Raw genomic sequence first — 13,981 nt, 5'->3', positions numbered from 1 at the left:
AGCCCTCATGCGGGTCGGAATCGTCGGAGCCACCGGTCAGGTCGGCGGGGTCATGCGCAGGATCCTGGCCGAGCGCGAGTTCCCCGTGACGCAGCTGCGGCTGTTCGCCTCGGCGCGCTCCGCCGGCTCCACGCTCCCCTGGCAGGGCACGGAGATCACCGTCGAGGACGCCGCCACCGCGGACTACTCGGGCCTGGACATCGTGCTCTTCTCGGCCGGCGGCGCCACCTCCCGGGCGCTCGCCGAGAAGGTCGCCGCGCAGGGCGCCGTCGTGATCGACAACTCCTCCGCCTGGCGGCGCGACCCCGAGGTCCCGCTGGTCGTCTCCGAGGTCAACCCGCACGCGATCGCGAACCGCCCCAAGGGCATCATCGCCAACCCGAACTGCACCACGATGGCCGCGATGCCGGTGCTCAAGCCGCTGCACCGCGAGGCCGGGCTCACCGCCCTGGTCGCCACCACCTACCAGGCCGTCTCCGGCTCCGGCCTGGCCGGCGTGGCCGAGCTCGACGGGCAGGTGCGCGAGGTCGCCGGCAAGGCGACGGAGCTCACCCACGACGGCGCGGCCGTCGCGTTCCCCGAGCCCGGCGTCTACAAGCGCCCCATCGCCTTCAACGTGCTGCCGATGGCCGGCTCGGTCGTCGACGACGGCAGCTTCGAGACCGACGAGGAACAGAAGCTCCGCCACGAGTCCCGCAAGATCCTGGAGATCCCGGAGCTCAAGGTCTCCGGCACCTGCGTGCGCGTCCCGGTCTTCACCGGCCACTCGCTCCAGCTCAACGCCCGCTTCGAGCGCCCGCTGGGCGTCGGGCGCGCCCACGAGCTGCTGAAGGACGCCCCGGGCGTCGAGCTCTCCGAGATCCCCACCCCGCTCCAGGCCGCGGGCCGGGACGTCTCCTACGTCGGCCGCGTCCGCGAGGACGAGACCGTGGAGAACGGCCTGGCGCTCTTCGTCTCGGGCGACAACCTGCGCAAGGGCGCGGCCCTCAACGCGGTCCAGATCGCCGAGCTGGTCGCGGCGGAGCTGCGCGGCTGACGCACGGACGCCGCCGGAGGGCCGGGTCACCGCACGGTGGCCCGGCCCTTCCCTTTTGCGCGGGCGTCCGCCGCCCCCGGCGTGGAAGGATGGCCATGAACGTTTGATACGCGTGATGCGAAGGAGATGCACAGGTGCCAGGCACGAATCTGACCCGCGAAGAGGCCGAGCGGCGGGCCCTGCTGCTCACCGTGGACTCGTACGAGATCGACCTCGACCTCTCCGGCGCTCAGGAGGGCGGCACGTTCCGCTCCGAGACCGTCGTGCGGTTCGACTCCGCCGAGGCGGGCGCGGAGACGTTCATCGACCTGGTGGCCCCGGCGGTCCACGAGGTCGTGCTCAACGGGGAGTCCCTCGACCCGGCGGCCGTCTTCGCGGACAGCCGGATCGCCCTGCCGGGGCTGCGCGGCGGGGTCAACGAGCTGCGCGTGGTCGCCGACTGCGCGTACACCAACACCGGTGAGGGGCTGCACCGGTTCGTCGATCCGGTCGACGACCAGGCGTACCTGTACACCCAGTTCGAGGTGCCGGACGCGCGCCGCGTCTTCGCGTCGTTCGAGCAGCCGGACCTGAAGGCGGCGTTCCGGTTCACCGTGAAGGCCCCCGCGGGCTGGACCGTGATCTCCAACTCGCCGACGCCCAAGGCTCCTTCGGACAACGTCTGGCGCTTCGAGCCGACCCCGCGCATCTCCACGTACATCACCGCGCTGATCGCCGGCCCCTACCACAGCGTGCACAGCACGTACGAGAAGGACGGCCGGACGGTCCCGCTGGGCATCTACTGCCGCCCGTCGCTCGCCGAGTACCTAGACGCGGACGCGATCTTCGAGGTCACGCGCCAGGGCTTCGACTGGTTCCAGGAGAAGTTCGACTACGCCTACCCGTTCGCCAAGTACGACCAGCTCTTCGTGCCGGAGTTCAACGCCGGCGCCATGGAGAACGCGGGCGCGGTCACCATCCGCGACCAGTACGTCTTCCGCTCCAAGGTGACGGACGCGGCGTACGAGACGCGGGCCGAGACCATCCTCCACGAGCTGGCCCACATGTGGTTCGGCGACCTGGTGACGATGAAGTGGTGGAACGACCTCTGGCTGAACGAGTCGTTCGCCACCTACACCTCCATCGCCTGCCAGGCCGCGGCCCCGGGTTCGAAGTGGCCCCACTCCTGGACGACCTTCGCCAACTCCATGAAGACCTGGGCCTACCGGCAGGACCAACTGCCCTCCACCCACCCGATCATGGCGGAGATCCGCGACCTGGACGACGTCCTCGTCAACTTCGACGGCATCACCTACGCCAAGGGCGCCTCGGTGCTCAAGCAGCTCGTGGCGTACGTCGGCGAGGACAAGTTCTTCCGGGGCGTGCAGGCGTACTTCAAGACCTTCGCGTACGCCAACACCCGGCTCTCCGACCTGCTGAGCGCGCTGGAGCTGATGAGCGGCCGCGACCTGAAGACCTGGTCGAAGGCGTGGCTGGAGACGGCCGGCATCAACGTGCTGCGCCCGGAGGTCACCACCGACGCCGACGGTGTGGTCACCGCCTTCGCCGTCCGCCAGGAGGCCACCCCGCTGCCCGAGGGCGCCAAGGGCTCCCCGACGCTGCGGCCGCACCGGATCGCCGTCGGCGCCTACGAGCTGCGGGACGGCAGGCTGGTCCGCACCCAGCGGGTCGAGCTGGACGTGGACGGCGAGCTCACCGCCGTCCCCGAGCTGGTCGGCAAGCGCCGCCCGGCCGTCTTCCTGCTCAACGACGACGACCTGTCGTACGCCAAGGTCCGGCTCGACGAGGAGTCCCTGCGCGTCGTCACCGCGCACCTCGGCGACTTCACCGAGTCCCTGCCGCGCGCCCTGTGCTGGGCCTCCGCCTGGGACATGACGCGCGACGGCGAACTGGCCACCCGTGACTACCTGGAGCTGGTGCTGTCCGGCATCGGCAAGGAGTCGGACATCGGCGTCGTCCAGTCCCTCCAGCGCCAGGTCAAGCTCGCCCTCGACCTGTACGCGGCGCCGGACTGGCGCGAGGCCGGCCTGGCGAAGTGGACCGAGGCGACGCTCGCGCACCTGCGGGCCGCCGAGCCGGGCAGCGACCACCAGCTCGCCTGGGCCCGGGCGTACGCCGCGACGGCCCGCACCGAGGAGCAGCTCACCCTGCTGGAGGGCCTGCTGCACGGCACGGAGCTGATCGCCGGCCTGGCCGTCGACACGGACCTGCGCTGGACGTTCCTGGAGCGGCTGGCCGCGACGGGCCGGGCCGGCGAGGAGGCGATCGCCAAGGAGCTGGAGCGCGACCGCACGTCCACGGGCGAGCAGCACGCCGCGTCGGCGCGGGCCGCGCGGCCGACCGCCGGGGCGAAGGCCGAGGCGTGGGCGTCCGTCGTCGAGTCGGACAAGCTCACCAACGCGATGCAGGAGGCCGTCATCGGGGGCTTCCTCCAGACCGACCAGCGGGAGCTGCTGGCGCCGTACGCGGAGAAGTACTTCGCGGCGGTGAAGGGCGTCTGGGAGACGCGGAGCCATGAGGTGGCGCAGCAGATCGCCGTCGGGCTCTACCCGAGCCTGCAGATCTCGCGGGAGACGCTGGACGCGACGGACGCGTGGCTGGCTTCGGCGCAGCCGAGTGCGGCGCTGCGGCGGCTGGTTCTTGAGTCCCGGGCGGGTGTGGAGCGGGCGCTGCGGGCGCAGGCGGCGGACGCGGCGGCTGCCGCGTAGCGGCTGTGGGCGGGTGCCGGGGTTTTTTGCCCCGGACCCTCCCCCAGAGGGGGCACCCCCACTTTCACCGTTTCTTCCGGGGAGACCCCGGACCCCATCCGCCCTTCGGGCGAAGTCCTCAAACGCCGGACGGGCTGGATTGGCGCGCCGATTCAGCCCGCCCGGCGTTTGAGGACGAACGCGGCGTAGCCGCGTCGCCCCGCGCGGAAGCGCGCGAGAAACGGTGAAAGGGCGGGGCCGGGGCAAAAAACCCCGGCACCCGCCCCGCGCGACAGCGGTCCCGCCTAGCGAGCCGCCTTCGCGTAATGCGTGTCGTGCGTGTGCGGGTTGTCCGAGTGCCGCGACAGCACCATCGTCAGGCCGGTGATGACCAGGAAGAGCACGATCGGCGCGGCCACGTACAGCCCCAGCGTGTTGAGCACGCTCAGGCCCGGGCCCGGGTCGTCACCGTCGTCGCGGGTGAGCGCGAACGCGGGGGACGACATCAGCAGCATCAGGAGCGTGCCGGCGGACACAACCCCGGCGCGCTTGGCGTTCATCTTCTTATTGCTCACGGGCTCAAAGTATCGGACCTCCGCGACGGCCGCGCGCCCGGGGTCGCCCCATGGCGGCGGACCTCGTCCATCAGGGCGTGCAGGCGGGGCGAGGCGGCCAGCTCCTCCAGGGAGACGGGCCGGCCGGTGGCGTCCGCGACGGGCAGCCGCCAGTTCGGGTACTCGTCGCACGTGCCGGGCAGGTTCTGCGGGCGGCGGTCGCCGACCGCGTCCGGGAGCCAGATCCCGATCATCCGGGCCGGGGTGCGCAGCAGGAAGCGGTGGACGGCCCGGACGGCCGCCTCCTCGTCGTGCGGCCCCTCCGGGAGCAGCCCCAGCCGGCCGAAGAGGGCCAGCCACTCGGCGACGGCCTTGGCGTCCTCGCGCTGCTCCACGGCGAGCGGCCGGCCCAGCAGGCCGAGCCGGTGGCGCAGGGCGACGTGGTCGCCGGTGAGCCGGGCGGCGGTGCTCGGCAGGTCGTGCGTCGTGGCCGTGGCCACGCACGCCTCGCGCCAGCGCTCGGGGGCCAGCGGCTGCGCGCGCCGCCCGCCCCCGGCCCAGTCGCGCTCGAACCAGAGCACGGAGGTGCCGAGCACACCCCGCTCGGCCAGCGCCTCCCGCACACCCGGCCCGACCGTCCCCAGGTCCTCGCCTATGACGACGGCCCCCGCCCGGTGCGCCTCGACGGCGAGCACGCCGAGCATGGCCTCGGCGTCGTAGTGGACGTACGTCCCCTGCCCGGGCTCGCGCCCCTCGGGCACCCACCACAGCCGGAACAGCCCCATCACGTGGTCGATCCGCAGCGCCCCCGCGTGCCGCAGCAGGCCGCGCAGCAGCTCGCGGTAGGGGGTGTAGCCGGTGGCCCGCAGGGCGTCCGGGCGCCACGGGGGAAGGCCCCAGTCCTGGCCCCGTGAGGTGAACGCGTCGGGGGGCGCGCCCACCGACATCCCGGCGGCGAGCGCGTCCTGCTGCGCCCACGCGTCGGAGCCGCCGGGGTGGACGCCGACGGCCAGGTCGTGGACGAGGCCGACGCGCATCCCCGCGTCGCGGGCGGCGCGCTGGGCGGCGGCGAGCTGCCGGTCGGTGAGCCAGACGAGCCAGCAGTGGAAGTCGACGCGGTCCAGCAGCTCGCCGCGGGCGCGCGCGGTGCGGGCGGAGCGGGGGTCCTTGAGGCCGCCGGGCCAGCGGTGCCAGTCAGGGCCGTGCACCTCGGCGAGGGCGCACCAGGTGGCGTGGTCGTCGAGGGCCTGGCCCTGCTCGGCGAGGAAGTCGCAGTACGCGGCGCGGCGGCCGGGGCTCGGCGGGACGTGCCGCACCAGCTCCAGGGCGCGCAGCTTGAGCGCCCGGACGGCGTCGTGGTCGATGGGCTCGCCGCCGCGCAGCACGGCCTCGCGCAGCCGTGCCGCGCGGTCCAGCAGCCGCCGGGCCTCCGCGCGGTCCTCCCCCGCGAGGTAGCCGAACTCGGTGACCTCCTCGACGCGCAGGTGGACGGGGTCGGGGAAGCGGCGGGACGACGGCCGGTACGGAGAGGGGTCGGCGGGCCGCCCCGGGGCGGCGGGGACGGCCGCGTGCAGCGGGTTGACCTGGACGAAGTCGGCACCGAAGGACCGCCCGGACCAGGCGGCGAGCTCGGCCAGGTCGCCGAGGTCGCCCATGCCCCAGGAGCGGGCGGACAGCAGGGAGTAGAGCTGGACGAGGAAGCCGTGGCAGCGGGCGGGCGGCTGGGGCAGCAGCCGGGGGGCGACGACGAGCGGGGCGGTGGCGGTGCGTCCGTCGGGGGTCCGGGCGCGCAGCAGGTGGGTGCCGACGGGCAGTTCGTCCGAGGCGTCCCAGGCCAGGGTGCAGCCCTCCGCCGTCTCGGCGCGCAGCGCCGTGCCCTCGGGCAGGCCCGGCACGTCCCGGGGGCCGTCCTCGCGCAGCACCACGGCCGGGGGCAGCAGGCGGCCCTGTCCGGCGCGGGCGTGCGCGTCGAGCGCGTCGCGGACGGCCCGGGGGGTGGAGGCGTCCACGCCGAGTGCGGCGAGGACGGCGACCACGGTCTCCTCGGGCACGGGGACGCTCTGCCCGGGCGCGGGTTCGTAGGAGGTGGCGACGCCGTGCAGGGCGGCGAGGTGCGCTCGGTCCATCGGCTCTCCTGGCGAGAGGCCCCCGGCCTCGGCCAAGGGGCGAGCTGCTTCCCTGACTTGTGGTGGCTTCCACGCGCCCCGCGAGGGGCCGGTTCGGGCCGGACCACGGCCTTCGGGCCGGAAGCCCCCCCTTCCTTCGGGCGGGGGAGCGGAGTCACGCCTGCCCCGGCGGTGATCCGGCGGCAGGGAAACAAGAGCGGGGAGATCAAGAGCGGGGAAACGGGAGCGGGGGAGCCGGGAGCCACTTCCCCGTCACCTTACTTTCGGGGCGGGCGGTCTGACGGGCCTTTGGCCTGGTCGGCACCCGTCGGCCGACCGGCGTGCCGGGCAATACCGGCAGTTCGGTCACCTGCGTTGACACGCTCCGCCCCTGGTGATGGGCTCGTCGCTCACTCACGACAAGAGGGGCGAGGAGAAGGCGGTGCGGTTCCAGGGCGACGACCCCTCGTACGACGTTCAGGGCACCCGGCCCGCGGGCCGGGCCGTCGGCATCGGGCGGTTCGCCGGCCCGTTCGCCGTCCGCCCCCGCCGCGCCGGGGTGACCACCGTGCTGGCCGCGGCGCTGCTCGGCGGGCTGCTCGGCAACGGGCCCGGGGCGGTCGCCGCCCCCGGCGACCCGGCGGCCGCCGCGGCCGGCGGCCCCGAGGCCGGCGACCCCACGGGCGACGGCGGCCTGCCGTCCATGTGGCCGCGCCCGCAGCAGGCGCGCGCGCTGGGCGCGTACGCCCCCGTGGGCACCGAGGTCACCCTGATGGCCGAGCCGGGCACCGACCCGTACGCGCTGTCGGCGCTGCGCGAGATCCTGCAGGGGCTGGGCGCGCGCACCGTCGTGGACGCCTCGCCGGGCGGCACCCCGCCGCCGCGCGGCCTGATCGTCCACGCCGGCGGGCGGGGCGCCGAGGAGGCGCTGCGCTCCCTCGGCGCCGCCCCCACCGGCGACCTGCCCCGGGGCGGCTACCGGCTGGCCGTCGGCCGGCCGGCGGGCCGCCCGACGGTGGCGCTGTCCGGAGTCGGCGAGGACGGGCTCTTCCACGCGGCGCAGACGCTGCGGCAGCTGGCCGTGACCAGGGACGGTGGCCGCGCCTTCGCGGGGGCGCTGGTCCGGGACTGGCCGGTGACGGCCGTGCGCGGGATCACCGAGGGCTTCTACGGCACGCCGTGGTCGGTGCCGCAACGGCTGGCGCAGCTGGACTTCATGGGCCGCACGAAGCTCAACCGCTATCTCTACGCGCCCGGCGACGACCCGTACCGCCGGGCCAGGTGGCGCGACCCGTACCCGGCCGGCCGGCGCGAGGAGTTCCGCACGCTGGCCTCCCGGGCCCGCCGCAACCACGTGACGCTGGGCTGGGCGGTCGCGCCGGGGCAGGCGATGTGCTTCTCGTCCGACGACGACGTGCGCGCGCTCAAGCGCAAGGTGGACGCGATGTGGGCGCTGGGCGTGCGGGCCTTCCAGCTCCAGTTCCAGGACGTGAGCTACAGCGAGTGGCACTGCGGGGCGGACGCGGACGCGTTCGGCTCGGGCCCGCGGGCGGCGGCCGAGGCGCAGGCGAAGGTGGCCGGGGCGCTCGCCGAGCACCTGTCCCGCAAGGGGCGCGAGGCGGCCCCGCTGTCGCTGCTGCCCACCGAGTACTACCAGGACGGGCGGACGGCCTTCCGGCGGGCGCTGGCGAAGCGGCTGGACCCGCGCGTGGAGGTGGCGTGGACCGGCGTCGGCGTGGTGCCGCGGACCATCACCGGGGCCGAACTGAAGGACGCCCGGGCCGCGTTGGGGCATCCGCTGGTCACGATGGACAACTACCCGGTCAACGACTTCGCGCAGGACCGTATCTTCCTCGGCCCCTACACCGGGCGGGAGCCGGCCGTCGCCGTCGGCTCCGCCGCGGTGCTGGCCAACGCCTCGGCGCAGCCCACCGCGTCGCGCATCCCGCTGTTCACCACGGCCGACTACGCCTGGAATCCCCGGGGTTACCGCTCGGAGGAGTCCTGGAAGGCCGCCGTGGACGACCTCGCGGGCGAGGACCCGCGGGCCCGCGAGGCGCTGCGGGCGCTGGCCGGCAACGACGCGTCGTCCGTGCTCGGCGGCGAGGAGTCGGCGTATCTGCGGCCGCTCATGGACGAGTTCTGGGCCGCGCTCTCCGGCACCGACGCGGACCGGCTGAAGGCCGCGGCGGACAAGCTGCGGGACGCCTTCCGGACCATGGCCGGCGCCTCCGGCCGCCTGGAGAACACCTTCGGCGCCGAGGTCCGCCCCTGGCTGGAGCAGCTCTCCCGGCACGGTCAGGCCGGCGTGCGCGCCGTCGACATGCTCACCGCCCAGGCGCGCGGCGACGGCGCGGGCGCCTGGCGCGCGGAGCTGGACGTGCTGCGACTGCGGGACCGGATCACCGCCGAGAAGGTCACCGTCGGCAACGGCGTCCTCACCCCGTTCCTCCAGCAGGCCCTGGCCCGCGCCAACGGCTGGCTGGGCGTGGACCGTCCGCTGCGCACGGCGGGCGCCGCCACCGACGGCGACCCGGCGACGTCCGTGCCGGCCCCGGGGGACGGCCCGCTGACCGTCCGGCTGCGCGAGCCGCGACCGATGACGGCGGTCACCGTCCTGACCTCGGCCGCGCCCGGGGCCCGCGGCACCGTGGAGGCCCACACCCCCGACAAGGGCTGGCAGCCGCTCGGCGCGCTCTCGGACAGCGGCTGGACGCAGCTGCCCGGCAAGGGCGTACGGGCCGACGCCCTGCGCCTGGTCTGGACGGGCGCGGCCCGGCCGGCCGCCGTCCACGAGATCACCCCCTGGTTCGCCGACACCTCCCCGGCGAGCTTCGAGCTCACCCACGGCGAGGCCACCGCGGAGGCGGGCGGCGCACCGGCGGTGGTCGAGGCCCGGATGATCAACCAGCAGCCGCGGACGGTCGACGAGAAGCTCACCGTCGACGCCCCCAAGGGCGTCACCGTCAAGGCCCCCGAGCACCTCACCGCCGTCCGCGGCGGCGTGACGACGGCCCGCATCGAGCTCTCCGTCCCCGCGGACGCCCCCAGCACCTTCACCGCCACCGTCCGGCTGGGCGGTCAGCAGCGCACGGTGACCGTCCGCGCCTACCCGTCCGCCGGCGGGCCGGACCTGGCCCGGGGGGCCAGGGCCACCTCCTCCGGCGACGAGGCGTCCGACTTCCCGCCCTTCGCGGCCATCGACGGCGACGTCAGGACCCGCTGGTCCTCCCAGCCCGCCGACGACGCCTGGTGGCAGCTGGAACTCCCGCGCCCCGCCCGCCTCGGCCGCCTCGTCCTGCGCTGGCAGGACGCCTACGCCACCCGCTACCGCGTCCAGGTCTCCCCCGACGGCCGCACCTGGCGGGACGCGGCGTCGGTGACCGACGGCAAGGGCGGGACGGAGACGCTGCGCTTCGACGCGCCGGGCACGCGGTTCGTCCGGCTGCAGGGCGAGAAGCGGGCCACGGAGTTCGGGTACTCGCTGTTCGAGGTCGCGGCGTACGCGGTGCGGGAGAAGGCGGCGAGGACTGGCGGCTAGCCCGCCCGTGGGCTGCCGCGCTTGACCGCCTCCCGGCTCGGCCTGCGGTAGCCGCAGTTGCAGACCCAGTCGTCGTAGCGCGAGATCGTTCCGTCGTGTCCCATCTGGATCTCGCGCACCATGGTGCGGTCCATGCACCGGGTGCACCGCACCCCTTCGCACATCGTGCGGGGAAACCTCTCGTGACCCGTCATCTGGCTCATGTCCGCGATGATGCGCCCAAGTTGGACCGTTGGCACCGGCATGTGCGGCAGGCTCCCCCTATCTGTGTACGCGGCGTAGGACCTGCCGGACGGCCGGGCCGGCGCCGTACGGACATCCGTACGACGATGGCCCGGCCTCTCAGGCGGAAATGCCGTCGATCCGGGCCATCGCGTCCTCCGCGCCGTATGCCTGGAGGTAAGGCAGCCAGCGCGGGTCCCTATGGCCCGTGCCGATGATGCGCCACGCCAGGCCGGTCGGCGGAGCCGGCTGGTGGCGCAGCCGCCAGCCCAGCTCGGCGACGTGCCGGTCGGCCTTGACGTGGTTGCAGCGACGGCACGCGGCCACCACGTTGTCCCAGGCGTGCCGGCCGCCCCGGCTGCGCGGCACGACGTGGTCGACGCTGGTTGCGACGCCACCGCAGTAGGCGCAGCGCCCGCCGTCGCGGGCGAACAGGGCGCGGCGGGTGAGCGGAACGGGCCCCCGAAAGGGGACCCGCACGAAGCGCTTCAGACGGACGACGCTGGGCGCGGGGATGGTGCAGCTGGCGCTGTGCAGGTAGGCGCCCGTGTCCTCGAGGCTGACGGCCTTCTCATTGAGGACGAGTATGAGCGCGCGGCGGAGCGGTACGACGCCGAGCGGCTCGTACGACGCGTTGAGGACCAGGACGTGCGGCACGGGTGCCTCCTTGTACGCCGGCGGCGCGTGGCTCGCGCCGGGACGATCTCCTGTCAGTGTCCCCTGGCCCGTGGCCGGAGCGCCACCATCGGCGGGTAACGGGTCACAGGTGTTTTGGACCACACCTCGGTCAACCCCGTGCAGGACCTGCCCCATCTCGAACACAACAACGGGTCACCCGTTGTGCCCCGCTAGTGTGAAGGGGCTGCCCGTGCCGCCGCTCGGCGCGGTCATGTCCATTACGAAGGGTTCCTGCTGTGTTCTGGTCCGCCGCTCCGGCCGCCGCAGACTCGACGCCCCGTCCCTCGTCGCTCGACGAGGCCCAGCAGACGGCCGACCACGCCGCCGGCTGGATAGAGGAGAACTGGTCCACCTGGCTCAGCAACGGGCTGCGGATCATCCTCATCGTCGTGATAGCCGTCGTCCTGCGGTCCCTGATCCGCCGGGCGATCACCAAGCTCATCGCCCGGATGAACCGCACCGCCCAGGCCATGGAGGGCGGCCTCGGCGGCCTCCTGGTCAACGCCGAGCGCCGCCGTCAGCGCTCCGAGGCGATCGGCTCCGTGCTGCGCAGCGTCACCTCGTTCCTGATCATGGGAACGGCGGCGCTGAGCGTGCTGTCCACCCTCAAGATCGACCTGGCGCCGCTGCTGGCGAGCGCCGGTGTGGCGGGCGTGGCGATCGGTTTCGGCGCGCGGAACCTCGTCACGGACTTCCTCTCCGGCGTCTTCATGATCCTGGAGGACCAGTACGGCGTGGGCGACGAGATCGACGCGGGCGTGGCCCAGGGCACGGTCGTCGAGGTCGGCCTGCGCGTCACCAAGCTCCGCGGGGCCAACGGCGCGATCTGGTACGTGCGCAACGGCGAGGTGAAGCGCATCGGGAACCTCAGCCAGGGCTGGGCCATGGCCGAGGTGGATGTCACCCTCCGCTACGACGAGGACCTGGACCGCGCCCGCGACGTGATGACGGCGGTGGGCGAGGAGATGTCCAAGACCGCGCCGTGGGACGAGAAGCTCTGGGAGCCCGTCGAGGTCATGGGCCTGGACTCGGTCTCCCTGGACTCCGTCGTCGTCCGCGTCCAGGCCAAGTCCGCGCCCGGCGAGGCCGGCGCCGTCGCCCGCGAGCTGCGCTGGCGGATCAAGCGGGCGCTGGACGCGGCGGACATCCGCATGGGCCCCCCGCCGTCCGCCGCCGACGAGGAGCAGGCCGCGGCCGACCCCGCGGCGGCCGTGGCGGCCCCGTCGGCGCTGGGCAACCCCGCCTCGCCGCAGTCGCTGGCCACGGCCCCGATACCGCCGGGGGCGACGCTGGGCAAGTGAGGCGCCGGAGGAGTTACCGGGACCGGGCGCCGACCCGGCCCAGGAACTCCTCCAGGTTCGCCAGCATCCTGGCGACCCGCTCCTCCTCGGTGAGCGACTCCTTGTAGCGGGGCCCGGAGAACTCCGGCACCTTCTTCCCCCGCACATACAGCGAACACGCCAGGTCGGCGCACATATAGGCGCCCACCGTGTTCCCCTCCCGCCCGGCCGCGCCCACGCGCCGGGCCGCGAGCAGCGAGACCCCCGAGCCCGGGTGCCCGGTCAGGCACAGCGAGCAGATCGTGGTCTTGGCGGCGCTGCGCGGCCCGCCCTGCGGCACGCGCAGCGTGACGCCCAGGGCCTTTCCGTCCCGCACCGCCACGAGATAGCCGCGGTCCGGCGCGCCCGGATCCCGCCAGCCCAGGAAGTCGAGGTCGGCCCAGGGGAGTTCGGCGAGCCCCCGGGGCAGGCTGATCCTGCGCGCCTCGCCCTTCGAGCAGTTGATGAAAGAGGCTCGTATCGCGTCCTCATTCAGTGGTTCCATGAGGCGAGAAGCTAACAGTGTGCCTGAAGTGACGTCATGCGAATTTTGGGAGGACTGGTTCCCGTCAACTTCTCGGCCCTAAAAGGACCGAGTTTGTCACCCGATCCTCTGGAGCTCTGATTGCAAGTGGAGCGCGACTGGCTGCCGCGTTGGCCCCCTGCGTCCGGTACAGCGTCAGGCTGTACTGGGGCGATTGACCGCGCCCCGCTGCCACGCAGCCTCGCCGCGATGGGCGATGTTGCGGGAGCCGTTGCAGTCCGCGTGCAGGACGATCCCGCAGGACCGGCATACGAACCGTGCTTGATCCACCCTGTTCGTCCGGTGGGTGTGCCAGCACTCGGAGCACTGACGGGAGGTGTTGCGCGGATCCACATGGACCACCGCGACACCTGCCCGTCGCGCTTTGTACTCGACAAAGTTGCCAAGCTGGGCGAACGCCCAGGAGTGCAGTCGTGCCCGCTGGTCTTTCCTGGCCGTAACCCTCTGCCGGATACCGCCCAGGTCTTCCAGGGCGACACCTCGCGAGGTGCGTTCAGCGGTGGCAACGATTCGATTGGCGATGATGTGGTTGGTGTTCGCGGCGTGCCGGGACTCCCGGCGCCGGACGCGCTTCAAGGCCCGCTTGGCGGACTTGGTGCGTTTGGCCTGCAACTTGCGTCGCAGGTCACGGTGGCGCTGCCGGTACCGGTTGAGGCGGCGTCCGGCCATGATTTCGCCGTCCGAGGTGGTAGCGATGTTGGCGATCCCGAGATCCACACCGAGGAACCCGACCGGCTCGGATACCTCGGGCTCGGGCAGGTCAATGGTGGCGATCAGGAAGAACATCCCGTCCCGCATCACCAGATCCGACTCCCCCTTGCGGGAGGTCAGGAGCTTCAACGCCTCGGGCGAGCAGACGAACGGGACGTTCTTCAACCGGCCGGCCACCGTCCAGATGGACACGGTCCGCTGGTCCAGGTTCCAGGTCAGAATCCGGTCGTCGTACGGCTGGGCCGCGTCCTCACGGAACACGATCGATTTGGACTCGGCCCGCGGGCGGCGCTTCGACCCCTCGGGGCCGAGGTTCCCGGCCTTGGTGTTCCCCTTCAACGTGGCGTAGGCGTCGCACACCTTCTTGACCGTGCGCACCGCCGCCTGCGCCCCCAGATCAAAGTCGGCCTTGATCCGGTGGTACACGGCATCCTGCAACACATTCCGACGCTTGAGGTCCTTGGCGAACGCCACCTCAGAAGCAGCGTTCGCGGCCCGGTTGCAGGCACGCAGGGTCGCCGCCAGCGCATCCGCGTCATACGCGGACGCAGGCAACAATTTCACCTGCGCAACGATTTTCACGC

General features: G+C 73.3%; 10 protein-coding genes. 4 read left to right on the top strand and 6 right to left on the bottom strand.

Annotated features, from left to right (window positions below; translation table 11 throughout):
• Window positions 1–7 precede the first annotated feature (7 nt).
• Both I5Q34_RS01965 and pepN read left to right on the top strand, forming a co-directional pair.
• Complete coding sequence (locus tag I5Q34_RS01965) at window positions 8–1,036, top strand: aspartate-semialdehyde dehydrogenase (protein ID WP_199890305.1); 1,029 nt, start codon at window positions 8–10, stop codon at window positions 1,034–1,036.
• A gap of 134 nt (window positions 1,037–1,170) precedes the next feature.
• A complete protein-coding gene (gene pepN, locus I5Q34_RS01960; RefSeq protein ID WP_199890304.1) occupies window positions 1,171–3,744 on the top strand; it encodes an aminopeptidase N in 2,574 nt (857 codons plus the stop codon).
• A gap of 284 nt (window positions 3,745–4,028) precedes the next feature.
• Here the strand turns inward: pepN and I5Q34_RS01955 are convergent, their stop codons facing one another.
• Together I5Q34_RS01955 and malQ are read right to left on the bottom strand one after the other, a co-directional pair.
• Window positions 4,029–4,298: a hypothetical protein gene (locus I5Q34_RS01955; protein WP_277965312.1), complete on the bottom strand. Its 270-nt coding sequence runs from the start codon at window positions 4,296–4,298 to the stop codon at window positions 4,029–4,031.
• Window positions 4,295–6,403 (bottom strand): 4-alpha-glucanotransferase, encoded by a 2,109-nt coding sequence (malQ, locus tag I5Q34_RS01950; protein WP_199890303.1) that lies wholly within the window; start codon window positions 6,401–6,403, stop codon window positions 4,295–4,297. The genes I5Q34_RS01955 and malQ overlap by 4 nt, the downstream gene beginning before the upstream one ends.
• 376 nt (window positions 6,404–6,779) lie before the next feature.
• On the opposite strand from malQ, the gene I5Q34_RS01945 reads away from it, so the two are divergent.
• Complete coding sequence (locus I5Q34_RS01945) at window positions 6,780–9,923, top strand: beta-N-acetylglucosaminidase domain-containing protein (protein WP_199890811.1); 3,144 nt, start codon at window positions 6,780–6,782, stop codon at window positions 9,921–9,923.
• On the opposite strand, the gene I5Q34_RS01940 is transcribed toward I5Q34_RS01945, so the two are convergent.
• Complete coding sequence (locus I5Q34_RS01940; protein ID WP_199890302.1) at window positions 9,920–10,126, bottom strand: hypothetical protein; 207 nt, start codon at window positions 10,124–10,126, stop codon at window positions 9,920–9,922. The two genes, I5Q34_RS01945 and I5Q34_RS01940, sit on opposite strands and share 4 nt — an antisense overlap.
• Before the next feature lie 139 nt (window positions 10,127–10,265).
• Window positions 10,266–10,802, bottom strand: a complete 537-nt coding sequence (locus I5Q34_RS01935; protein WP_199890301.1) for an HNH endonuclease — start codon at window positions 10,800–10,802, stop codon at window positions 10,266–10,268.
• 257 nt (window positions 10,803–11,059) lie between these two features.
• Between I5Q34_RS01935 and I5Q34_RS01930 the strand changes: the two genes are divergently transcribed.
• A complete protein-coding gene (locus I5Q34_RS01930; RefSeq protein WP_199890300.1) occupies window positions 11,060–12,124 on the top strand; it encodes a mechanosensitive ion channel family protein in 1,065 nt (354 codons plus the stop codon).
• A 13-nt stretch (window positions 12,125–12,137) separates the two neighbouring features.
• On the opposite strand, the gene I5Q34_RS01925 is transcribed toward I5Q34_RS01930, so the two are convergent.
• The gene (locus I5Q34_RS01925) at window positions 12,138–12,647 is read right to left on the bottom strand and encodes an FBP domain-containing protein (protein WP_199890299.1); all 510 of its coding nucleotides are present in this window, start codon (window positions 12,645–12,647) and stop codon (window positions 12,138–12,140) included.
• A 174-nt stretch (window positions 12,648–12,821) separates the two neighbouring features.
• Window positions 12,822–13,979 carry an RNA-guided endonuclease TnpB family protein gene (locus I5Q34_RS01920; protein WP_199890298.1) on the bottom strand — a complete coding sequence of 386 codons (1,158 nt, stop codon included), beginning with the start codon at window positions 13,977–13,979 and terminating at the stop codon, window positions 12,822–12,824.
• Window positions 13,980–13,981: the final 2 nt, after the last annotated feature.

This window comes from Streptomyces sp. AV19 (assembly GCF_015999245.1).
In the GTDB taxonomy this organism is placed as follows: domain Bacteria; phylum Actinomycetota; class Actinomycetes; order Streptomycetales; family Streptomycetaceae; genus Streptomyces.
Note: the sequence above shows the minus strand (reverse complement) of the source record. Positions and strands in the feature narration are given on the sequence as shown.

Excerpts from the sequence above, each read along its gene's own strand:
- I5Q34_RS01965 (WP_199890305.1), top strand. The coding sequence starts at position 8 with ATGCGGGTCGGAATCGTCGGAGCCACCGGTCAGGTCGGCGGGGTCATG.
- malQ (WP_199890303.1), bottom strand. The coding sequence starts at position 6,403 with ATGGACCGAGCGCACCTCGCCGCCCTGCACGGCGTCGCCACCTCCTAC.
- I5Q34_RS01945 (WP_199890811.1), top strand. The coding sequence starts at position 6,780 with ATGGGCTCGTCGCTCACTCACGACAAGAGGGGCGAGGAGAAGGCGGTG.
- I5Q34_RS01940 (WP_199890302.1), bottom strand. The coding sequence starts at position 10,126 with ATGAGCCAGATGACGGGTCACGAGAGGTTTCCCCGCACGATGTGCGAA.
- I5Q34_RS01925 (WP_199890299.1), bottom strand. The coding sequence starts at position 12,647 with ATGGAACCACTGAATGAGGACGCGATACGAGCCTCTTTCATCAACTGC.